Consider the following 23,159-nt stretch of genomic DNA (forward strand, 5'->3'; position numbering starts at 1 on the left):
TTTTGAAGATGTATTAAAACCAAAACTAGTATTACCGCGTAAATGAGCTTATAACCTAAAATATTAATTATGAAAACTAGAAATTTTTTAGCCGTAGCAATCCTGGTATTAGGATTTGGATTTACATCATTTGCACAAAAAACCGTAATGGTCGGAGGAGCTGCAATGTACCCTACTAAAAATATTATTGAAAATGCCGTTAATTCAAAAGACCACACGACATTAGTAGCAGCTGTAAAAGCAGCCGGATTAGTAGAAACCCTTGAAGGAAAGGGACCTTTTACTGTTTTTGCCCCAACAAATGCAGCATTTGATAAATTACCAAAAGGAACTGTTGAAACATTATTGAAACCCGAAAATAAAAAATCGCTTCAAAACATCTTAACCTATCACGTGGCAGCGGGAAAATGGAGTGCTGCTGATATTGCGAAAGCAATTAAAGAAGGTAAAGGAAAAGCAGTCATTAAAGCGGTTAACGGAGGAACTTTAACGGCCTGGATGAAAGGGAAAGATTTATACATCAGTGACGAAAGCGGAAACAAAGCTAAAGTTACTATCGCAGATGTAAACCAGTCAAATGGTGTAATTCACGTAATTGACACGGTATTGTTGCCAAAAAAATAAAAGAGGTAATTCAAATTGCGAAAATCAAATTCCAAATTCCAATTTTTAAACTGGGATTTGGAATTTAATTTTTTTAGTGACTTTATCGCTTTGCAGTTAAAGTTGATCCTGCCGAAGCAATTACAACACATAGTACTGCTAAAATCTCATAAAAGTTTAAATGTTCCTGCAAGAAAATAAAAGCGCAGATAGCTGCCGCTGCAGGCTCTAAACTCATTAAAATACTAAAAGTACGAGGAGGGAGTTGACCCAGAGCTTTCATTTCGAGTGTAAATGGGATGGCACTGGATAGAAGAGCCAGAGCAACACCCATTCCGAAGAGTTTAGGGGTAAGATTTACCAATCCGTTTTCATAGATACCAAACGGTAGAATTAAAATAGCTCCAAATAACATTCCGGTGGCAACAGCTTCTCCACCATGCATAATTTTAGAAACTTTTCCGCCCAGAACAATATAGGCAGCCCATAAAGCACCTGCAAAAAGAGCAAATAAAACACCTATAGGATCGATTTGGTCATTTGACCAGGGAGCTATTAAAAATATTCCGAGTGCTGCCAGTACTACCCAGCAATAATCAAGCAAACGCTTCGAACCAACAATAGCAACCAGTAATGGACCTATAAATTCAAGCGTTACAGCCAGACCAATCGGGATTCTTTCTATTGCACTATAAAAAACTAAATTCATAGCGCCAAGTGTCAAACCATATGGAAGAACAATTCTCCATTGTTTTGGAGTAACTGCTTTTAAATTGGGTCTGTACGCTAGAAGCAATATGACAGCCGAAATTCCGATTCGCAAAGAAGCTGTTCCCGCAGCACCTATGGTTGGGAATAAACTTTTTGCAATGGCAGCCCCGCACTGAACACTTATAATTGCCAGAAGCACAGCGTAAACAGGAGGGATATTGAATTCTTTATTTTTCATGGAAATGTAATGGAGAGAAGAACGGCAAATATAAAGCCGATAACCTAAGACGGTTAGGTAGAGTTTTAAAGAGATTTTTTTTAGAATACTATCCTAAAGCTCTTTTGGTAACATAAGCGCGATAACCAATAACAGCCATCTGCCATTTTTTTGCTTTCGTAATGTCAAGACCTTGTTTGGTAAAACTTGGTAACAGTATTTTATTGATTCGGGCTAAAATTTTGTACATAACGGCTAAATTTTTTGCAAAGATATAAAAAAAAGACTTTGCGGTCAGGCAAAGTCTTTTAGTTTGATTTTTAAGTGTTTATTGAGTTTTAGAATCAGATTTTGATTAAGATCTTCTACTTTCTAAATCTCTTCTTTGGTCTCTCTCTTTCTGTCTTGCATCTCTTTCTTTTTGTCTTGCGTCTCTTTCCTTTAGCCTTGCATCTTTTTCTTTCTGCATAGCATCTTTTTCATGTTGTTTTACATCTTTTTGGTACTGTTTCATGTCTTTTTTGAGCTGTTGCATATCTTGCTCATACTGTTTCATATTGATGTCGTACTCCTTAGAATTTCTACCATATTTGTCTTCTATGTTATCGGCAAATCTAGCCATGTCGTCACTAAATTTGTCCATAGCAGCTTCGTATTTTTGCATATCTTTTTCATAATTTGCATCTCTTAGTGCTAAGTACTTATTTATCTGTTTTTCATAAGCTGCCATAGCGGGTTCGATAGATTTTACTTTCTTTTCGTATTCAGCCATTTCTTTTTTAAATTTGGCCATTTCCGTTTTGCTGTCTGGATTTCCCGGAGGCATTGGTGGCATCGGTACGTCCATTGAAGGAACTTGTGGCATTGATTCAACAAGGAATGCAGGTGGAGTTGGCGGAGTCGGTGGAGTTGGAGGCGTCAGGGATGACTGATTGCTGTCGTTATCGGTATCATCGCTTTCGTCGCTCATTGTAATCTGATTTCTAATTACACTTTTCTTGCCTGGAGCATCATCCGTTATTAATGCTACACTCTTGGAACCGTTATTTTGGGTTGATACCACAATTCCACAGCCTTTTATAGCTTTATTGCTTTCAATGTGAATGGTTTGTGTTTTTCCATTTTGTCTTTTTACATCCACTTTAATTGCGGTCAGCTCATTTTCACTGTTTCTTTTTACATCCGAGATAACAACATCAACATTGTGCTTTTGTTTGAGATCTTCTGTTATTTTTTTTAGTTCCTGATCTGTAGTGTTTTTTTGGATTTTAATAACATCGGTTGAGTCATTTTTTTTGACGATCCCTTTCGATTCTCTAACTTCTTTAGCTTCTTTTTCTTGCGCGATGGTTTTAATTTGGAATAAAAAGATAAAAGCAGCAAGTGCCGGAATGATGGCATAATACTTCCAGTAATTCCATTTCTTTGATTGATTTTTGTTTAACATGACAATTCGTTTTTTGATTAATGATTGATAAAAATGATTGGTGATTGCAACACAGCTTTCATGTGCTGTTATTTTTAAAAGCGTGTACTGATACGCTTTTTTGTCGGTTATTATTTTGGCAGCCTCACTGTCGGCAATAAATTCAAGATTTTGAAGAATTGCTTTTTTGTACAGCCAGATAAAAGGATTGAACCAGAATAAGACGCAAAATACTCTCGAGATTAAAACATCCATCGTATGATTTTGGTCGCTATGTACCTTTTCGTGTTCAATGATACTTTCTAATTCTGAAGCGGTATACATTGATGAGTTGTATACGATATAATCAAAATAAGAAAAAGGAGCAATGTTTTCCTTGATATCGACAAATTTGAAATCGGCTTGCTGCAATATTTTTTTTCCTTTTAGAACAGAATTAAGACTATAAAAGTCAATCATGAATTTTATTACCAAAGCCAGAAATCCGATGCCATAAACAGCCAGTACAACATAATTCCAATTGATCTCAAAAGTATCTTCTGCTACAGCAGGAGAAAGATATGTTTTCGAATAATCCATTGCAGCGATTGTTGCTTTTGAGGCAGTCATTGCAGGAGCCTGAACAATAGGAGTGGGTTCTATCCATACAATTTTGGTGTAAACTAAAAAAGGTAAAACAACCGAGGTAATTAATCCTGCCAATAAGAACCATCTGCTGCTGTTGAAAAAGGTTTCTTTGCGCAATAAAAAATAATAAGCACAATAGAACAATATTACCAGTCCGCTTGATTTTGCGATAAAAATGAAAAAGGCTTCCATAACTAACTAATTTTTCTTTTAAGGAGTTTCGATCATGACTAAGATTTCTCGTAATTCTGCTGCCGAGATTTTTTCTTCTTTGGCAAAAAATGAAACCATACTTTTATAAGAGCTGTTAAAATAATTATCGATAGCAGTATGCATGAACCCTTTTCGATATTCTTCAATACTTACGAGTGGGTAGTATTGATGTGTATTTCCAAAAGCGCTATGACTTACATAGCCTTTTTCTTCCAGATTACGAACAATTGTAGACAAAGTATTGTAATGCGGTTGATCTTCTGTGATCTCTGCCTGAATTTCTTTTACAAAAGCTTTTTGAAGCTTCCATAAAATGTGCATGATCTCCTCTTCTTTGTTGGTTAGCTTTTGCATTTTAAGCTTTCCTATTTATGTGTTTCGATTTCGATTACACCATTAGATCCTTTTTCTCCATATTTAGCAGTTGCTTCACTTCCTGTAAAAACGCTCATTTTTTTAATGTATTTTGGTTTTAGGTCTTCAAGGCTATAATTAGCAGGCATTTCAACTCCGTCAACGATGGTAAGTTTAGGTCCTTTTGTGCTGGCTTTACCTGATGTCAAAACAATAATTTTGCCATCACTATTTGAAGTAGATACGCTGGTTGTTCCGTTATCATCTGTAACTACAGTAGTAGTGCTAGTATTTGTACGAGTATTGCCAGTAATTTTTTCATCAGTACCAGAATTAGTGTTAACATCTTTAGTTTGTTTAAGGATTACTTTTTTGTTTTTTACTTTTTTGGATTCTTTGTGGCTTTCAGAATTATTATTATCATCAGCAGTCTGAATGCCTATTTTTTTGCTGCCATTCGTATCCGTTGTAACAATTAATCCAAAATCTTTAATAGCTTCATTTCCTGAAGTCTGAACAGATTGTGCTTGCTCTCTACCATTTTTAACATCAATTTTGATTGATATTAATTCGTTATCAGCATTTCTTTTTATCTCAGAAGCCTTAAAATCAATGTTATGAATTGATTTCAATTTTTCTTTGATTTCCTTTAATTCAGTATCTGTTGTATTTTTTTTGATTTTGTAAACATCTACAGATTCTGTTTTTCCTGAAATCACCTTTGCAGTTTGTTGTTTTTCTTTGGCAATTACTTCGATTTGAAATAATAATACAAATGCCGCAAGTGCCGGAACTATTGCTCCAAATTTCCAGGAATTTCTTTTCTTTGATTGATTTTTGTTTAACATAATGATTCGTTTTTTGATTAATGATTGATAAAAATGATTGGTAATGGCAACACAATTTTCATGTGTTGTAATTTTTAAAAGTGTGTACTGATACGCTTTTTTGTCGGAGATTTTTCGTGCAGCTTCACTATCGGCGATGAATTCCAGATTTTGAAGAATTGCTTTTTTATACAGCCACATGATCGGGTTGAACCAAAAGAGAACGCAGAATATTCTTGACAGTAAAACATCTATAGTGTGATTTTGTTCACTATGCACCTTTTCATGCTCGATAATACTTTCTAATTCCGAAGGCGTATACATTGATGAGTTGTACACGATATAATCAAAATAAGAGAAAGGAGCGATGTTTTCGTTGGTATCGATGAATTTGAAATCGGCTTGCTGTGTGATTTTTTTTCCTTTCAGAACCGCATTTAGACTATAAAAGTCGAAGGCAAATTTTAAAAGTAATCCTAAAAGTACTATAACGTAGACTGAAAACAGCACCAGATTCCAGTTGATTAAGGAAGCATTATTCTCGATAAGCGCTGGCTGGTAAACAGTAGCATAATTCAAATGGGTTACAGGAGTAGGGTTTACCCACACAGTTTTAGAATATACCAAAAAAGGCAGCACTACTGAGGTAATCAAACCCGCCAATAAAAACCATCTGTTGCTGTTAAAAAAAGTTTCTTTGCGTAGTAAAAAATAATAAGCACAATAAAACAATATTAATAAACCACCGGATTTTGCGATAAATAAGAAAAGTGCTTCCATAAACAATTATTTTTCTCCTTTTGGATTTTCGATCATGTCTAAAATTTCACGTAATTCTGCCGCCGAAATCTTCTCCTCTTTAGCAAAGAATGAAACCATATTTTTATACGAACTATTAAAATAGTTGTCAATTGCCGTATTCATATACTTTTTACTGTAGGCCTCTAAAGTAATGATTGGATAATATTGATGTGTGTTTCCAAAAGCATTGTGAGCCACAAATCCTTTCTCTTCCAGATTACGCACAATAGTCGATAAGGTATTGTAATGGGGTTGATCTTCTGTAATTTCTGCCTGAACTTCCTTTACGAAAGCTTTTTTAAGCCTCCATAAAATATGCATGATTTCCTCTTCTTTGTTCGTTAACTTTTGCATGTTTTCTAATTTTAATTCAAACCTACAACTATTTTTTTAGTTACACAACTATAAAAATAGTTATTTAACTAAAAATTAAGTTTGAACTAAAAATACAGGTACGCAAAAACGCGTCAATTACAAAGTTAAGTAGTTGATTTTTAATAATTTGAATTCTATATTGTGATTAGTTTTTTTTCTCGTGAACCAATGCCTTTTTAATCCAAAAGCAGCATAGAGTTGCAAAAACTCCAATAGAAGCCATGAAAAGCCAATTGATTTGGTATCCGAATCGGGAGATGATTTCGAAGCCTACTTTTGCACTCACAATATGTGCAAGACTGAAACTCATGGTGTAAAGCGCCATATAACGGCCTTCCTGTCCGCGTGGCGCTCGGCTTAGTGCAAAAGCATTCGAGAAAGGGAAGTTGAGAATTTCTCCAATCGAGAAAAGAATCATACTGATTATCAGAATCCATGCCCAGACATTAATCAATAATAAAAAGAAACTCAGGGCTATAATGGAAGATCCAAGTGTGATGATTTTTATTTTAGGAAAGCCTTTCCTCTCCATAAAAGCAACAGTTGGCATTTCCAAAGTAAAAATAAGCAACCCATTTAGTGTCATTAATAGTCCTGTCTGAAACGCGCTTAAACCAAATTTTTCATTATGATATAGCGGTAAAGTGGTAAAAAGCTGAAAGAATATGATAGCCGTCGCGAAACACACAAACAAGAAAACCCAAAAGATTTTGTCGTGAAAAACCGATTTTTTAACTTCGGTACTTTCAATTTTATCTTCGTGTAGTATTTTTTTCTTCTCTTTAACCAGTAAGGCAAATATCGAAATGGCGATGATGCATGATGCACCGTCTACCCAAAATAAGCCTGAATACCCCATACCCATAATAATCAAACCTCCTAATGCAGGTCCGGCCGCAAATCCTAAATTAACGGCAAGACGTACCAAACTAAGGGCACGCGTTCGGTTTTCGGGTTCAGAATAGGCGCCAAGCGAAACATACATCGCCGGACGAAACATATCGGCAATGGTCATTAAAGAAAATATCGCGATGCAAAGTGTCCAGAAATGTGTAACATATTGAATAAGAAAAAGGAAAACTCCACTAGTAAACAAACTAAAAATCATGATTTTGTAAAATCCGATTTTGTCTGTTAATTTTCCACCCAGCCAGGAACCTAACATGGATCCGAAACCAAAAGCCACCATAATCCAACCTACCTGATTATAAGTAAAATGTAAATCTTCTTTTAAGTACTTGGACAAAAATGGAAGCACCATTGTTCCGGCACGATTGATAAAAGTAACAATAGCAAGAATCCAAATTTCTCTAGAAAAACCTTTAAAATTATTGATGTAGCGGCTAAAAGCAGTTTTAAGCATTATAAATAAGTTATTTGCAACAAAGTTAGCAAACTTTGTATGGATGAGCGGTTGCTGCTTTGTTACTTTTGAACTATTTTTGCTCAAAATTTCTAAGATGAAAAATAGTATAGTTTTTTTAGTATTGTTAGCGATTAATTTTTGCTTGGGACAAAGTAAATTTGATCAAAAGGAAAGTGAAAAATTTCAAAAGACAATAAATTCAGAATATGCTGATGCTAAGACGAGTCCGTTAATGGCAGAAGATTTAAAAACCTTTAAAAGTTTAGATTTTTACCCTATAAATGCAAAGTATTTTGTGAATGCTAAATTGGAGAAAGCGAAAAATGAAAAAGTTTTCGAAATGAAAACGACCGGAACAAGAACACCAAAATACATCAAATACGGGACTTTATATTTCACAATTGACGGAGTTGCCCTTAAATTGAATGTTTACAGAAACATAGAGCTTTCGAAAACGAAGGAATATAAAGATCATCTGTTCTTACCTTTTTCAGATTTAACTTCAGGAAAAGGAAGTTATATAGGAGGAAGATATATTGATTTAAAAGTTCCAAAAGGAAATACAATTGCGGTTGATTTTAATATGGCCTACAATCCGTATTGTGCTTATAACCATAAATATTCATGTCCGATAGTTCCTCTGGAAAATGATCTGAATGTAGAAATCAAAGCAGGAGTTAAAGCATTTCACTAATGGAATTCTTTAACTTTCATACTCATCAATTTAAAAATCAATCCAATGTACTGGAATTGGTCAATCAATACCCACAGGAGTTTGATGTTTCGATTCCGTTTTATAGTATTGGGATTCATCCCTGGTACATAAAAGAGGATCAAATTGATGCTGAATTGAAAATTATAGAAGAAAAATTACAATCGAATAATTGTCTGGCTATCGGGGAATGCGGCTTAGACAAACGAATCGAGATTCCGTTGGCACAACAAATAGTTGTTTTTGAAAAGCAACTGGCACTGGCAGAGAAGTATCAAAAACCGGTTGTCATCCATTGTGTTGCAGCTTTTCAGGAAGTGATTGCATTGAAGAAGAAAATGAAAGTTTCGGTTCCGATGATTGTTCATGGTTTTTCTAAAAACGGTCAGATTGCCGCTCAGCTAATTAAAGAAGGATTTTATATTTCGTTTGGAAAATATCTTTTGCGGAATCCGGACTTGAAAACTGTTTTTCAGACCGTTCCCAATGATCGCTTCTTTTTGGAAACTGATACGATCGAAGAAAGCATAGAGCAGGTTTACGAATTGGCGGCAACCTATAAAAATTGGACGATAAAAGAATTGCAGGATACTATTTCAGCAAATTTCAAGGGCGTTTTTAAGAAACAAACTTCTTAAACAGGTAGTAACTGAAACCTGAAACTTGAAACTTGAACCCTGAAACAAAAGAAACAATTAAAACAAAAGAAAAACATTATATATGGCAGAGTGGACAGAAAGAGCCGAACTTTTATTTACGAAAGAAGGATTGCAGAACCTACAAAATTCCAATGTGTTGGTAGTAGGTTTAGGAGGGGTTGGATCATTTGCAGCTGAATTTTTGGCAAGAGCAGGAGTAGGAAGTATGACTATTGTTGATGGTGATGTAGTAGATATAACAAATATTAACAGACAGTTACCGGCTTTGCACTCTACTGTTGGACAACCTAAAATTACGATCGTTGGAGACCGATTGATGGACATCAATCCGGAATTGAAACTAACAAGAGTACAGGAATTTTTGTCTCCTGAAAGAGCTTTTGAGATGGTTTCTTCTGAGTTTGATTATGTGTTGGATTGTATCGACAGTATTACACCAAAATTGAATCTGATCATTGCTGCAAAACGTAAAAGAGTAAAAATTATCAGCAGTATGGGTGCGGGTGGAAAAATGCTGGCTTCGAAAGTAAAAGTAACTGATATTTCGAAAACAATAAACTGTTACTTCTCCAAAACAATCAGAAAGCGTCTAAAAGCCGAAAAAATAAACAAACTAAAAGTAGTTTTCTCCTCTGAAATTCAGGACGAGAAAAGTTTAAAACTAACAGACGGAAAAAACTTCAAAAAATCATTCTACGGAACCAACAGTTATATGCCAGGATTGTTTGGTTTACATGTTGCTGAAACGGTGATCCGTCATTTGCTGAAGAAGGAATAGTTTTGTTTTAAATTGTTTCAAGTTTCAGGTTTCAGGTTTTACAGGTTAAAACAAAGTAAATTTGTCAAAGTTACCACAAGCTAAAAAACTTGAAACTTGAAACTTGAAACTTGAAACAAAAGAAACCTTTGAACCTTTGTTTCTCAGAGCCTTTGAACCTTAAAAAGTACCTTTAAAAAAATGATAAAAACAGTAATCTTCGATATGGATGGTGTCATTGTAGACACTGAACCTGTACATCGTTATGCCTATTACAAACAATTTACCGAACTGAATATTACAGTAACGGAAGAAATGTATACTTCGTTTACGGGATTTTCGACACGAAATACCTTTCAGACTTTAAAAGAGCTTTTTCCAACAATTGAGCACGAAGTTGAAGATTTAATCCAACGAAAAAGAAATATTTTTAATGACGCTTTTGATACCAAAGAAGATTTGTACCTGTTAGAAGGTGTTGAAGATTTGATAAAAGATCTATATGCCAACGGAATACAGTTAATTTTAGCATCTTCGGCTTCAAAAGTAACGATTGAACGTGTATTTACCAGATTCAATTTGCACCAGTATTTTACCGATATTGTGAGTGGTGAGGATTTTCCGCAATCTAAACCAAATCCGGCCATTTTTGTACATGCAGCTTCGCTATCGAAAGCTCCGATAGAAAACTGTATTATCATTGAAGACAGTACAAATGGAGTGAAAGCAGCAAAAGGTGCCGGCGTATATTGTGTGGGGTATAACAGTCATCATTCGAAATTACAGGATTTATCAGATGCCGATTTGATTATCAATCACTTTAGTGAGCTGAATGCGGAAAAAATATCACAATTAGACGCTTGAATTAAGTAAAATTTAACATTTATTCGCTAATTGAATTTGTAAATTTGAGGGAACAAAATAAACGAAGAAAATGAAAAAACTACTTATTGCATTAGCCATTGTTTTGGCTCCTTTTGCTTCAGAAGCACAAATAAAAACTCCACAAGCGAGTCCTAAAGGATACATCAAGCAAACCGTTGGATTGACTGACGTTGAAGTTACCTATTCAAGACCGGGTGCCAGAGGAAGAGCTGTATTTGGAAATCTGGTTCCGTTTGGAAAATTATGGAGAACCGGAGCTAATGAAAACACGATCATTAATTTTAGTGATGATGTAGTGATCGACGGGAAAACATTGAAAAAAGGTAAATATGCAATTTATACTATTCCTAAAATTGAAAGCTGGGAAGTTATTTTTTACCTTTCTACAGATAACTGGGGATTACCTGAAAACTGGAGCGATTCTTATGTGGCACTGAGAACTACGGTAAAAGAAGACGCATTGCCAACTCCTGTAGAGACGTTTACTATTGGAATTAATGGTTTAGATCCAAACTACGGTTATTTAGAAATGTCTTGGGAAAATTCTCATGTAGCTTTAAAATTTGAAGTGCCAACTGCAAAAACAGCTACAGCAAGTATCGAGAAAGTTTTAGGAGGCCCAAGTTCAAACGATTATTTTTCGGCTGCTACTTATTTGTTTCAGGCTAACGGAAACATCGAAACTGCCAGAACTTATGTAGATAAATCATTAGACTTAAGTGCTGATAAACCATATTACATTTTAAGATTGAAATCGCAAATTCAGGCGAAACAAGGAGATAAAAAAGGAGCAATTGAAACTGCTAAAATTTCCCTTGCTGCCGCAGAAGCTGCTAAAAATCAGGATTACGTAAAATTAAATAAAGACAGTATCGCTGAGTGGAGCAGATAATAATTCACGGAATTATTAAATTCTAAATTTAAAAAATCCAAATTCCAATGTCCAATTGGAATTTGGATTTTTTATTTAGTATTGCTTGGGAAGTCTTTAAAGAAAAATATTTCAGAATTCACCCTGGTGTGTTTTGTGTAAACCTTCGCGTTCTTTGCGGTTAAAAAAATAGAAGATTTATTTTAAACAGACAGACTTGTCTGTTTTTTGATTTAAAGATGTATATTTGTAATTCAAAACAGATAGTAGACATGCAACCCAAAGAACGAATTTTAGAAAAAGCCTCCTTTTTGTTTCATACCCAAGGATATAATTCTACAGGTATAAATCAGATTATTGAAGAAGCAAAAGTGGCAAAAGCGAGTTTTTATCAGCATTTTAAATCAAAAGAAGATTTATGTGTTGCTTTTTTAGAGTGGCGTCATGAATATTGGTTTACGAAGCTGGAGCAATTCACTTCAGATCAAAAAGATTCTAAATCAAAAGTTTTGACTTCTTTTGACTTTTTAGTAGCCATGAATCAAAAAGAAAATTTCAGAGGATGTAGTTTTTTGAACTTACTTTCAGAAATACCTTCAGATAACAAGAAAGTACTGAGTATAATTCAAAGCCATAAATCAGACTTACGAAATTACTTTAAAGCGGAGATTGAGAATGAGCTTTTGGCAGATCATATTTATTTACTATTTGAAAGTTGTATTATCGAAAGTCAGTTATTCAAATCAAATCATCTTATCGAGCAATCCAAGAAAATAATTGAAACTTTAATTTTATAATTATGGAACAGAAGTTACCATTGCCGCCTTTTACTTATGAAACGGCATTAGAGAAAATTCAATTGGCAGAAGATGCCTGGAACAGTCAGGATCCTGAGCGTGTTTCAAAAGCTTATACCGTTGATAGCGAATGGCGAAACAGAGATCAGTTTGTCAATGGGAGAGAGGCTATCATTCACTTTTTGACTCAAAAATGGAAGAAGGAAAGACATTACAAACTCAAAAAAGAATATTGGGCACATACGGAAAACAGAATTGCCGTGCGATTTGAGTACGAATATCAGAATCCCGATGGAAACTGGTTCAGAGCTTACGGAAATGAAAACTGGGAGTTTGATGTTAATGGACTTATGCAAAAGCGATTCGCCAGTATAAACGACTTGCCAATTAAGGAAGAGGACAGGAAATTGAAGTAATAGATAGCGTTATTTTTGATATTGACATTGACATTGACATTGACATTGACATTGATATTGATATTGAAATTGATATTGAAATGGAGTTATATAGCTTGGTTTTAGACGCGGATTTAGCGGATTCGTTTCACGAAAACACGGATTTGTACGGATTTTTTTCATGTATCATTCCCAAGAAGGAAAATTTTGAGTCAAGCTCCGAAGGAGCGAAATAGGTATAGCCATAACAAAATTTTCCAATACAATAAAAAGCTCCGAAGGAGCGACATAATTAAAGATTAATACAGTTTCTTGCGCCAAATGACCAGAATATTGGTTAAAATGCTAAAAAATAAATCCGTTTTAATCTGCGTTTTCGTGAAACGAATCCGTAAAATCCGCGTATTAAATTCATTCTTAATGAGATCTCATTCTAAAATTAGTTCAAGCTTGGCGGCTCAGGAATTTTGATGCTTTTTTTAATTTTCTTGACAATCAAAAGGTAAAATGTGATGCTGCCTAGAATAATGAGAAGTGCAATTTGTAATTGTCCAAGACTATTGTTCTTACTGTACATCGCATTGGCATTTGCAAGTTTTGCTTTTCCCTCCTGAATCTGAATTTGCGATAAAGCTTCTAAGGTTTTTAGAGCTTCATTGCTTGAAACGGCAATTTTATTCCAGTTTTTGGCAGCAACCTGATTGTTTATTTCTTTACAGGAATTTAAAAAAGCATCGAAATACTGTTTTTCCGTATCGGTTAGTACAGTTTTGGCATACAAATCGTCAATGGTGTGGATAATATTTAATGTCTGAATGATTTCGTCTTTTTTGATAGTATCGCTTAAATCCAGTTTTTCAGCTTCCGATTTTATAAAATGGAGTTCTTTGGAGTATTGAAAAATGTAATGCGCAACCACTAAGCGGTCTTTGTAAATTGCGTTAATATTTTCATTTACATTTTTTGAATTTTGAAGTGTATTGAAATTCCCAAGAAGAATTAGAAGCATCACAATCAATAAAATAAAAGCAGCTTTAGTCTTATTGCTGTATTTTTTCAAATCTTTCATAGAGTTGGTATTTAGACGGTTGTTTTCTCAAAGATAAAAATTTTGCTGAAGAATTAGTTGAAGTAAAAGGTGAGAGGTGGGATGGTTTTGAACTACCAGATTATCGGCTACAGCTTATTCAAAAAAAAATAATCTTCTAAAATCAAATTTAGAAGATTATTTTTAATTGTCCGGATTTAAAATCTTGAACCTGAAAAGGCCGTATGCTAAATTTAGGTTATAGAATTACTCGATAATGATTTCCTCAGTGTCCGGTTCATTTCTAAAAAAGGCCAGCTGCATGAACAGCGCGAGAACAATGGTTAGAATAGCTCCAATAAAGTTTAGCCATAAATACCCCAGTTTTTCCTGACCGCTCGGGTAAATTGCAATCATAAAATAATAGATGATAAATATGGTAAGTTGACTGATTATAGCGCTATAAAACATGGCTTTGGCTTTTACGCGTCGGAGATAGAAGCCGACTAAAAAGATACCTAAAACCGTTCCGTAGAAAATAGATCCAATAATGTTTACCAATTGAATTAAGTTTTCGAACAAAGTTCCCACGCAGGCAAAAAGTATCGCTACAATTCCCCAGAATAAGGTAAAAAACTTGGTCGCGTTCAGATAATGTTTATCTGATTTTTGAGTTTTCAGATTTCGTTTGTAAATATCAATGGCAGTCGTCGACGCTAAAGCATTTAACCCTGAAGCCGTTGAAGACATTGCGGCTGAAAGAATCACGGCTAAAAGAAGACCAATTAATCCTTTTGGCAGGTAATTGAGAATAAAATGAAAGAAGACGTAATCTTTATCATTAGTTTCACTGTTGCTGTCAGCTTTGGAAATGATTTCTTTGGCACGATCACGAAGGTCTTTTTCTTTATTGGACAAGGTAACCAGTTCTTTTCGTAAAATCGGATTGTCGAAATCCTGATTCAGCTGGTCGATGTACAATAAATTGATTACTTTTTTGTCTTCCGATAAAGTGCTTAGTTTTTTCTCTAACGCATGGTATTCTTCTTTGTAAGGTGATTTTTCAATGACAATTTTATTGTTGGGATTGAAATTTAACGGAACAGGATTGAACTGAAAAAAGACAAAAACCATAACTCCGGTCAGTAGAATAAAGAATTGCATTGGCACCTTTAAAATTCCGTTCATAATTAGTCCCATTTGACTTTCACGAACTGATTTTCCGGATAAATAACGACCAACCTGAGATTGATCGGTTCCGAAATAGGCAAGAGCGAGGAAAAAACCACCGGTGATTCCACTCCAGAAGGTATATTTTTCTTCCGGATCAAAAGAGAAATCGACAATATTCATTTTATCGTTGGCTCCGGCAATGTGCAGCGCACTGGTAAAAGTCATATCATTTGGCAGGTAGTGCAGAATCAGGAAAAAAGTAATAAACATTCCTGACATGATCACAAACATTTGTTGCTTCTGAGTTACGTTTACTGCCTTTGTACCTCCGGAGAAGGTATAAATGATAACCAGAACCCCAATTATAATGTTCATTAGAGTTAAATTCCATCCCAAAAGAGCCGAGAGAATAATCGCCGGAGCATAAATGGTTAAACCAGTTCCTAAACCTCTCTGAACTAAAAATAAAATGGCAGCTAAAGAGCGGGTTTTTAAATCGAATCTCTTTTCCAGAAACTCATAAGCGGTAAATACTTTATTTTTATGATAAAGAGGAATAAAAGTCACACAAATGACAATCATGGCAATTGGCAGTCCAAAATAGAATTGTATGAACCCCATTCCGTCATGATAGGCCTGTCCCGGAGTCGACAGAAAAGTAATAGCACTGGCTTGTGTGGCCATAACAGATAGTCCGACGGTATACCAGGGAGTTTCGTTGTTTCCAAGAATAAAATCTTCGACGTTTTTACTTCCTTTGGTTTTCCAAGAGCCGTACCCAACGATAAATAAAAGAGTAACAATCAGTACGATCCAATCAAATAGCTGCATAGGTTATGAGTATAATTTCATGATTAAGAAAAAAATCAGAATGTAAATGGCGTTGGCTACCAAAACATAAGTGTAGCTTTTCTTCCATTTTTTTATTTTTTTAGTTTCCATATTGGGAATAGTTTATTTTTTTAATTCCTGTTTAGGAGCTTCTATAGGCTGTTTTAATGAAATCATATTCGACAACAATCGATAAGCTCCGGCAACACCTTCGGGCAGTTCTCTAAAGAAGCTTAAGCCGGTGTAAATATAGTATCCTTTTCCGTAGGGCGCTACCAATAGAGCACCATTTTTAGCCGATTCTCCTTTGTCATGTGAAGAAAGAATTGGAGTAAAGGCAGGATCGTACTGATCAGGATAATACAAGCCCTGTTCTTGTTTCCAGCCTTCAAAATCTTTAGCGCTGATTTTGTTTGGTGTGTTTAAAATAGGGTGATTAGGAGCCAGAAAAGTGATTTTAGCATTCTCTTCAGTCACACGATCGTTTGATATTTTTAACGGGTAAGGAGCAATTTGATCGGTTACCGTTTGTCCGTACGTATTGTATTGTACGATCATGTTTTTACCGCTTTTCACAAAGTTGAAAAGGATATTTTGTTTGTGTGCCAAAGCATTTATAGTATTATAGGCGCGTACTCCGGTCATTACAACATTGAAGGAATCCAGTTTTTCGGGTGTGATTTCTTCCGGTTTAATAATACTGACTTTGTATCCCATTTGGGCTAAACTTTCCGGAACTTCATCACCGGCACCCATAATATAAGCTATCGAATCACCATTTGTTTTTAACTCAATTCGGATGCATTTTGACTCAGCCGGTTTTAAAACCATTTGTTTGGTAATATGACTGTAATCGATAATGGTCTGATCCTTGTCAAAACGTTTGCCATCGACAACAGCAATACTTTTTGCAACAGCTTCTTCCGGATTTACGGGTGGTGTAACTTCAAAGTAAAAGATCTGTTCGTTTCCTTTTTTCTCTAAAGTAAAAGGAATTTCTTTAGGAGAAACGCTCCAGCTTTTTGGTAATTCCAATTGCAGATTTCCTTTGATATCGTCTTTCCCTGCGCGTACTTTTACCGGAACCAACTTGCTTTTCGTACTTCCAAAAATTAAAACTTTTTCAAGAACTGAGGTAGTGACTTCAGGAACAATATCAAGGAAATTGTACATTTCGCCCTTTACGCCGTCATTGTATTTGTAAATTACAGTACGTTCGAACGGAATTTCTACACCATTTATTCTGACATTAAAAACAACTTTGACTTGTCTGATAATATCGGGAATACCAATATTTTCCTGATTAGAAACCGTATACATTCCTTCAGTTGCTTTTTCTTTTAACCAATAAGGCTGCGTGTATTCTAATGTATTGGGAAGCTGAATCTGGTAGCTTATTTTTTGATCGTTATTGTTTTTCAGCAGTATATTTTGTGGGGTCATTTTCTGATCCGGCAGTGAAGTCACACTGTTTAATTGCATTTCGATTGAAGATCTGTTAATGGCTTCCAGAGTAACTTTAATAGTGCTTCCCGGAGTGGCTTCCTGCTCAATTGCTGCAGCTTCCAGATACAATCCGGTACAGGAAGCGATGATATTTTTGATGGCGATTGATTTTACAGACTTCCAGTGATCGTCTTCCAATGCCTCAATCATAGTATAAGCTTTAATCAGATCCGGAATACTGGCTGACGGATTGCTGAAATCATATCTGGCGATGATGGAAGAGATTAAATCTCCAACAGGTTTTCCGTTTTTAACACGGTTCCATGAAGTGTCAATTCCTTCAAATAAATTATTTTTATCTATCGGACGATCACCGTTGATGAGTTCTAAAAATTCGGTTTCGTCACCACGTGATCCGGTGCTTCCAAAACCTTGTGATTGATGGCGGCTGCGGCTTAAAGCTGCAATTTCCTGATTTGATTTTCCAATTCCAGGATAGTAAACTCCGGTTTCCAATTGAATAAAGTTGGATTTGTTTGCCGCTTTAAATTTTTCCTGACTTCCATAGAACCACCAGGATGTATTGAAAAACTGACGTTTAACCTGCCAGGGTTTTACATATTTTAGTTGTTCCGGATATATTTTCGGATCATTTGTGAGTTTAAAACTTTCCACACTTAGCATCGCTGATGATGTATGATGCCCGTGTGTAGTACCTGGTGAGCGGTGATCGAATCGGTTGATGATTACATCCGGTTGAAATTTTCGGATCGTCCAAATCATATCGGCCAGTACCTTATCTTTATTCCAGATTTCTAACGTTTCATCGGGGGTTTTAGAATAGCCAAAATCATTTGCACGGGAGAAAAACTGTTCACCGCCATCAATTTTTCTGGCTTCGATTAGTTCTTGTGTTCTAATAACACCTAACAATTCGCGTAATTGCGGACCAATTAAATTTTGTCCACCATCACCGCGAGTTAAAGACAAATAACCTGTTCTGGCATTTACTTCATTGGCCATATAAGAAATTAGGCGCGTATTTTCGTCATCCGGATGCGCTGCGATGTACAATACTGAACCTAAAAAGTTTAATTTTTTAATTTGGTTGTAAATTTCAACAGAACTTGGTTTTTGTGGTTGTTGTGCAAAAGAAAGGGAAATGCCTGATAAAAAAAAGAGAAGAATTTGTATCTGAATTTTTCGCATAATAAGGTTAGGTGTTTTTTGATAGCGTTTCAAAAATACTAATTAAATCATGGAAGAGTATTTAAATGAAATGTTAATGTTTGGTTATTGATTTGCTTTTTTAAGAAAATTGATTCAAAAAAAAAGCTGCCAGATCAAATCTGACAGCTTTATAGAAAATAGATCTAATGTTTTAGATCATGTGGTATTTCTTAGGATTGCAGTAAATTATTTCAATTTATTTTCGGTGTCTTTATAGTTTCCTGTAATGGTAACATTGCTGTTTTTGGTTACTTTTCCATAAATGGTAATAGAAGAGTTGTTTCCAATAAAATTAATCTTCGCACCACTATTCAATCTAACATCTCCCCAAATCACAACAGTGCCTTCAACTTGTAAAACTGCATTGCTGTTGATGATAAGTTCTGTTGGGTTAGACTGACCGTATTTCCCCTGAGACAATGTTCCTTTCATGTTGAAAGTTCCTCCACTGTTTAAGGTTAGATTATTTTGAACCGTAATGGAACCACAATGCGTTAATACAGCACCGGAATTAATAATGGCAGAGCTTATAGAGGTAGCACCGGAATACGATTTAACTTCATTTGAGTTCAGAATCAGATTTTGTCCCTGATTATAAATTCCATATCCTGTACAGCCATCAAAAGTGGTGTTTGGTTTTTCCATCTTAATAATTTTCAAACCGCCTTTTCCACTGGCTACATAGATAAAATTACCACTTGATTTTACATAGTTTGATGAACCTAGTATATCAACAGTTCCCAGTAAACCAAGTTGAGCCCCCGTTTTGTAAACATTTAAACCTGCAGCACCATTGGCTACAAAGGCATAACCGTCATTAACAGACAAGGCATTGGTAACATTCTCTTCACCAGCAACTGCTAATGGAATAGTCTGTAATTTTGAACCGCTATTGATGTCGTAAACACCTAAGCCTTTATAACCTTCTGATACTAATAATTTTGTACCATCAAAATCTATCGTTCTTTTTGAAGCCTTTACATCTGTTGATGTGGTAAAGCTTTTTTGTAATGCCAGTGTTGATTCGTTGTAAATATTTACTCCTTTTGTTCCGCTCAAAGTCACGACTTTATCTCCGCTTATTGCTACAGAACGTAAATCTTCTACGGCAACTTTTCCTGAAATTGCTTTAGAGGCAGCATTGATTTTAAACAGACTTCCCTGATCTCCGGTTACTGCAAAGTAAGAGCCGGAATTCGAAGTAACATCGGTTGTTACGTAACCTTCAACATTAGTCGTAGTGTATTTATCCGTTAGCATACCTGAACTTAAAGGCATGTTAATGACAATTGCCGGGCTTTTTAGCGTAGAATTTTTATCGATATCGGCCGCTGCACCAATAATTAAACTTCCATTTGAATAGGTAAGGGAGGTAATATCGGTATTGGCTATTAAGGCAGAAGTGATCAATTTAGGTTTATAAGGATCAGATACGTCAATAACATCAATAGCACCTGAATATGCTTCGCCACTCATGGTATAAGCAACGTAAGCATAGTTTCCGTTAACGGCTACATGACTGGCCTGTAACGTTCTCCCGCTATTGTCTTTGGGTGGATTAACTTCTGCAATTTGAACCAGTGGAAAATCGGTAGCCGAAGATTGTGCGCTATTGAACAGTTTAGCTGTTGAAGCTGATGAACCGGTAATTGAAATTACTCCGGAATTGGTGTAATCAAGTCTCTTATTTAAAGCTGTAACATCGCTATTGATTTCGATGTTGTTATTTGTTGCCTGATCATTCGTTGCAGAGTCGTCATGATTCGTACAAAATGTAAAAAGGGACAACACAGATAATGAAAATAAATAAACACGCTTTTTCATATAATGTATAATTAGTGGTTTAAAATTTTGTGCAAAATTACAGTTTTAAACGTAATGTCTTGATATTCTTGTGTATAATTTAACTTTTTGAATTGTTTTGATCGATATTTTTATGTTTTCCTCGTTAAATTAACGTTTTAGTTATTTAGTATGCATGCATAAAAAAAGAGTATCATGATTTTGATACTCTTTTGTGTTGAAAGTTAATGATTTAGCAAAAACTAGCCTCTTCTGCGACCATAGTGACCATCGTGGTCGTCATCATCGTCATCGTCGTCGTCTCTATCATGTTTATGACGTTTCTCATAACGTTTTTTATCATAATGACGGTCGTCATAACCGTATCTGGGTCTTGGATTGTAACATCTTTGCGGTGCTCCGTGGTATCCTTTGTAATACTTTACTCTGTGACGGTCAAAGTAAACATAAGGAGTTCTGCCGTGATAGTCGTTCAAAACTACTTTATATCCTCCATATAAATCGTAGTTTCTGTATTGTCTTGGCAAGTAGGTTGTTCTTATCCATCGGCCTCCTCCAAAATATAAAAACTGTGAAGCTCTAACATCATAGTATGCTTCGATGTCCGGTAGATAATAATACTCCATTTCGGCATATCCTGCCGGTCCCCAAGCCGGAGGTGTTCCTATGTTAACATTTACAGATACCTGCGCTTGCGTGGCATTTGCAACCAGGAGAAAAAGTCCTGCAATTGCTAATTTTATTGTTTTCATTTTTTTTAATTTAAAGTTAAGGTTGATCCTGTTTTATGATATTCATATACTGTGCCAAAAATTAAAGCACAATGCATTTCATCGGACAAATGATGCATTTTAACGACTTTTTAAAAATGAATTCTATTTTAAAGTATTGATTATTAGTTGTTTTTTTGGTCTGTAATTTTTTTTTGAAAAGAGGAAAAAAATAGATTTTTTACTACTTGTATTCTACAATTCGTGGTTTAGCCAGTTCAAAGCTTTGTAAACCAAAATCAGAGGTCTGAAAAGTGTTGGTTTTAAAGATATTATCTCCCTGAAAAGGAATAGTAGGGTAGTAGGACAGTGAAATCTGGAAGGAACTGAATACTAAGTAGTCATTATTTATGGACAAACCTAGGGTTATTTTTTGGTAGGCTTTATTCCTTCCAACGGCATCATTTGGAGCTCCTAATACAGCCAGTCCGTAATTAAAAAAGGGATTGATACGAAACCCTAGTAGGGCATAAGGCGAATAGGTCTGAGTTTGAAGTGACAGAACCACCTTATTTGTTCCATAGATCGCAGTATTAAACCCAGCCAAACCATTTTGCTCATTAATGTTAAGTTGATCTCCAATGATATTTTCGCGATTGGCACCAATAACGATGAATGGGTTTACAAACTGGCGAAGTTTCCAGTTTCCGATGCGAAATAGCTTTGTAAAGTAATTGGATTCAAATGAGAAAGCCGTTTGATAGGTTTTTGAATCATGAAAAAAAGTACCGGCTTCCAGATTGGTACTAAAAAATCCCCAACGGTAGTAATTTCCAAAAGAGAACTGTGCTCCCGCATAAGGACGCCACTGTTTGTTTTTATATTGATAGCCCAGAGTAATTCCGTATACTTTCCCAATGGGAACATCCTCTGTCTGACCATTTCTAAAAATATAACTGTCTTTTATAAATTTGCGTCGGTTCAGACCAATTCCGCTTAAAATCAGTTTTTCATCAGAGTAAAAACGAGTGGGGTCGTAGAGTTCAGAAGGAGTTTGACTATAATTAACATTCAGAAAACGTGTGGTTGCCACCAAGTTGGTGATACCGTCTTCATCTTGAGTTACTTTACTGGCATGCCCTGCCCAGAAATCCTGAAAATTGTTTTTAAAGGGTTGAAATGCATACGATTTATCAGGTGCCTGCAAAGAATCTTTTCTGTAGTTCTGCCCCGCATATAAACCACCGGCCCATCGGGTCAAAGGAGAATAAAAAAGCCGTTCAATGTTGATACTTTTCGTGTAGTTGTTATCAAGATCAATCTTGTAGTATAAAGTGGTTCCTATATAAGTATTTTTAATATTGGGAATGTTGTAGCTTACTTCGTTGGCAGTACGGCCATCTTTAAATCGGTTGGTATGTTTGTAGTCCAATTGTTGCCCCGTTCCGAAGAAGTCTTTTTCTTTAATACCAAAAGAGACCTGATTACCAGAGATCGCAAATCGGGGAATGGTACTCCAAGAGTCCAGAACCCTAATGGTGACATCAACGGAATCTGAAGCTACTCCGGTTATTTTATGGGTGATTCTTACAGCAGTTACATATCTTTGAGATCGTATCAAACGTTCAGATTCCTGTACTTTATAAGTGTCGTAAGGTGTGTTTTTTTTAAAGAGCAGCAGATTATAGATTGCTATTTTTTTTGTTTTTAAATGCAGTCTGTTTCCCGTTCTTTCTCCCCAGTTTTTGGGTATCTTAGTGGTGTCTGTAACCGAATGTCCGAACGGATCAAGTGTTATAATATTAATGTTCCGAATGATTTTTCCACTAAAATCGGTGGTGTCATTTTGTACCAGGACTTCTTTTTTTTGTGTATTGTCTCCCCTGAAGAACAGTTTATGCAGGGTTTGTGTAAATTTATTCTTTTTGGAGTAATTTCTAATTTTTTGGTAAACTTCAGTACTGTCTTTTTTATTAATGGAGTCTTTTTTGGCCCTTTTGACCTGTGCGTAAGCACCCTGTAAGCAAAAGCATAATAGAATAAAAACGATTATTTTTTTGTTTACAGACATTATATCTTTTTTTTTTCGGCTTAAAGGTTAATTCGTAGATGAATATAAGCAATTATTATCATTCTTTAAAACAATAGGTTGGTATTTCGGTAAAGACAATCCTGTTTATGGCGTTCCCTTTCGGGCCGGGCTGTACGCTAAATCTTTTGCAATAGCAGATTGGGGGAATTTAGAAAATGTTTGGGTATTGCAAAAGGATATCGCTGCCATCCCTAACGCTTTCAGGGAAAGAGGCATTTTGTTGAATAGAATAGCATAAGATTCAAGAACTT

At 35.4% G+C, this 23,159-nt stretch carries 21 protein-coding genes; 8 read left to right on the forward strand and 13 right to left on the reverse strand.

Annotated features, from left to right (window positions below):
• Nucleotides 1-69 precede the first annotated feature (69 nt).
• The gene (locus tag OLM58_RS17880; protein ID WP_264529975.1) at nucleotides 70-624 is read left to right on the forward strand and encodes a fasciclin domain-containing protein; all 555 of its coding nucleotides are present in this window, start codon (nucleotides 70-72) and stop codon (nucleotides 622-624) included.
• Nucleotides 625-706: 82 nt separating this feature from the next.
• Here the strand turns inward: OLM58_RS17880 and OLM58_RS17885 are convergent, their stop codons facing one another.
• From OLM58_RS17885 to OLM58_RS17915, 7 genes are all read right to left on the reverse strand, one after another.
• Entirely contained in the window at nucleotides 707-1,552 is an 846-nt protein-coding gene (locus OLM58_RS17885) for an EamA family transporter (protein WP_264529976.1), read from the reverse strand.
• 88 nt (nucleotides 1,553-1,640) lie between these two features.
• Complete coding sequence (locus tag OLM58_RS17890) at nucleotides 1,641-1,781, reverse strand: SsrA-binding protein (RefSeq protein ID WP_070907978.1); 141 nt, start codon at nucleotides 1,779-1,781, stop codon at nucleotides 1,641-1,643.
• Between the two features lie 105 nt (nucleotides 1,782-1,886).
• Complete coding sequence (locus OLM58_RS17895; RefSeq protein WP_264529977.1) at nucleotides 1,887-3,776, reverse strand: M56 family metallopeptidase; 1,890 nt, start codon at nucleotides 3,774-3,776, stop codon at nucleotides 1,887-1,889.
• An 18-nt stretch (nucleotides 3,777-3,794) separates the two neighbouring features.
• A complete protein-coding gene (locus tag OLM58_RS17900; protein WP_017498599.1) occupies nucleotides 3,795-4,151 on the reverse strand; it encodes a BlaI/MecI/CopY family transcriptional regulator in 357 nt (118 codons plus the stop codon).
• 11 nt (nucleotides 4,152-4,162) lie between these two features.
• Nucleotides 4,163-5,758, reverse strand: a complete 1,596-nt coding sequence (locus OLM58_RS17905; RefSeq protein ID WP_264529978.1) for a M56 family metallopeptidase — start codon at nucleotides 5,756-5,758, stop codon at nucleotides 4,163-4,165.
• A gap of 6 nt (nucleotides 5,759-5,764) precedes the next feature.
• Nucleotides 5,765-6,133 carry a BlaI/MecI/CopY family transcriptional regulator gene (locus OLM58_RS17910; RefSeq protein ID WP_017498597.1) on the reverse strand — a complete coding sequence of 123 codons (369 nt, stop codon included), beginning with the start codon at nucleotides 6,131-6,133 and terminating at the stop codon, nucleotides 5,765-5,767.
• A gap of 166 nt (nucleotides 6,134-6,299) precedes the next feature.
• On the reverse strand, nucleotides 6,300-7,517 hold the full coding sequence (locus OLM58_RS17915; RefSeq protein WP_264529979.1) for an MDR family MFS transporter: 1,218 nt from the start codon (nucleotides 7,515-7,517) through the stop codon (nucleotides 6,300-6,302).
• A gap of 97 nt (nucleotides 7,518-7,614) precedes the next feature.
• Between OLM58_RS17915 and OLM58_RS17920 the strand changes: the two genes are divergently transcribed.
• The 7 genes from OLM58_RS17920 to OLM58_RS17950 all read left to right on the forward strand — a co-directional run bounded on the left by OLM58_RS17920 (nucleotide 7,615) and on the right by OLM58_RS17950 (nucleotide 12,617).
• Nucleotides 7,615-8,214, forward strand: coding sequence for a DUF1684 domain-containing protein (locus OLM58_RS17920; protein WP_264529980.1), 600 nt, complete (start codon nucleotides 7,615-7,617; stop codon nucleotides 8,212-8,214).
• Nucleotides 8,214-8,870, forward strand: a complete 657-nt coding sequence (locus OLM58_RS17925; RefSeq protein ID WP_264529981.1) for a TatD family hydrolase — start codon at nucleotides 8,214-8,216, stop codon at nucleotides 8,868-8,870. The genes OLM58_RS17920 and OLM58_RS17925 overlap by 1 nt, the downstream gene beginning before the upstream one ends.
• 82 nt (nucleotides 8,871-8,952) lie before the next feature.
• Nucleotides 8,953-9,669, forward strand: a complete 717-nt coding sequence (locus OLM58_RS17930) for a ThiF family adenylyltransferase (RefSeq protein WP_017498593.1) — start codon at nucleotides 8,953-8,955, stop codon at nucleotides 9,667-9,669.
• A gap of 180 nt (nucleotides 9,670-9,849) precedes the next feature.
• A complete protein-coding gene (locus tag OLM58_RS17935; RefSeq protein ID WP_264529982.1) occupies nucleotides 9,850-10,512 on the forward strand; it encodes an HAD family hydrolase in 663 nt (220 codons plus the stop codon).
• Nucleotides 10,513-10,582: 70 nt separating this feature from the next.
• The gene (locus OLM58_RS17940; protein ID WP_017498591.1) at nucleotides 10,583-11,425 is read left to right on the forward strand and encodes a DUF2911 domain-containing protein; all 843 of its coding nucleotides are present in this window, start codon (nucleotides 10,583-10,585) and stop codon (nucleotides 11,423-11,425) included.
• A gap of 251 nt (nucleotides 11,426-11,676) precedes the next feature.
• On the forward strand, nucleotides 11,677-12,201 hold the full coding sequence (locus tag OLM58_RS17945) for a TetR/AcrR family transcriptional regulator (protein ID WP_264529983.1): 525 nt from the start codon (nucleotides 11,677-11,679) through the stop codon (nucleotides 12,199-12,201).
• 2 nt (nucleotides 12,202-12,203) lie between these two features.
• Entirely contained in the window at nucleotides 12,204-12,617 is a 414-nt protein-coding gene (locus OLM58_RS17950) for a nuclear transport factor 2 family protein (protein WP_264529984.1), read from the forward strand.
• A gap of 418 nt (nucleotides 12,618-13,035) precedes the next feature.
• Here OLM58_RS17950 and OLM58_RS17955 read toward each other — a convergent pair whose 3' ends face one another.
• The 6 genes from OLM58_RS17955 to OLM58_RS17980 all read right to left on the reverse strand — a co-directional run bounded on the left by OLM58_RS17955 (nucleotide 13,036) and on the right by OLM58_RS17980 (nucleotide 22,887).
• Entirely contained in the window at nucleotides 13,036-13,665 is a 630-nt protein-coding gene (locus OLM58_RS17955) for an MCP four helix bundle domain-containing protein (RefSeq protein ID WP_264529985.1), read from the reverse strand.
• A gap of 225 nt (nucleotides 13,666-13,890) precedes the next feature.
• Complete coding sequence (locus OLM58_RS17960; protein ID WP_264529986.1) at nucleotides 13,891-15,627, reverse strand: sodium:solute symporter; 1,737 nt, start codon at nucleotides 15,625-15,627, stop codon at nucleotides 13,891-13,893.
• A gap of 123 nt (nucleotides 15,628-15,750) precedes the next feature.
• Complete coding sequence (locus OLM58_RS17965; protein WP_264529987.1) at nucleotides 15,751-18,282, reverse strand: PIG-L family deacetylase; 2,532 nt, start codon at nucleotides 18,280-18,282, stop codon at nucleotides 15,751-15,753.
• Between the two features lie 207 nt (nucleotides 18,283-18,489).
• Nucleotides 18,490-20,127: a hypothetical protein gene (locus OLM58_RS17970; RefSeq protein ID WP_264529988.1), complete on the reverse strand. Its 1,638-nt coding sequence runs from the start codon at nucleotides 20,125-20,127 to the stop codon at nucleotides 18,490-18,492.
• Nucleotides 20,128-20,348: 221 nt separating this feature from the next.
• Nucleotides 20,349-20,858: a hypothetical protein gene (locus tag OLM58_RS17975; RefSeq protein ID WP_264529989.1), complete on the reverse strand. Its 510-nt coding sequence runs from the start codon at nucleotides 20,856-20,858 to the stop codon at nucleotides 20,349-20,351.
• 202 nt (nucleotides 20,859-21,060) lie between these two features.
• Nucleotides 21,061-22,887: a hypothetical protein gene (locus tag OLM58_RS17980; protein ID WP_264529990.1), complete on the reverse strand. Its 1,827-nt coding sequence runs from the start codon at nucleotides 22,885-22,887 to the stop codon at nucleotides 21,061-21,063.
• Nucleotides 22,888-23,159: the final 272 nt, after the last annotated feature.

It is taken from the genome of Flavobacterium sp. N502540, assembly GCF_025947365.1.
Lineage (GTDB): Bacteria > Bacteroidota > Bacteroidia > Flavobacteriales > Flavobacteriaceae > Flavobacterium.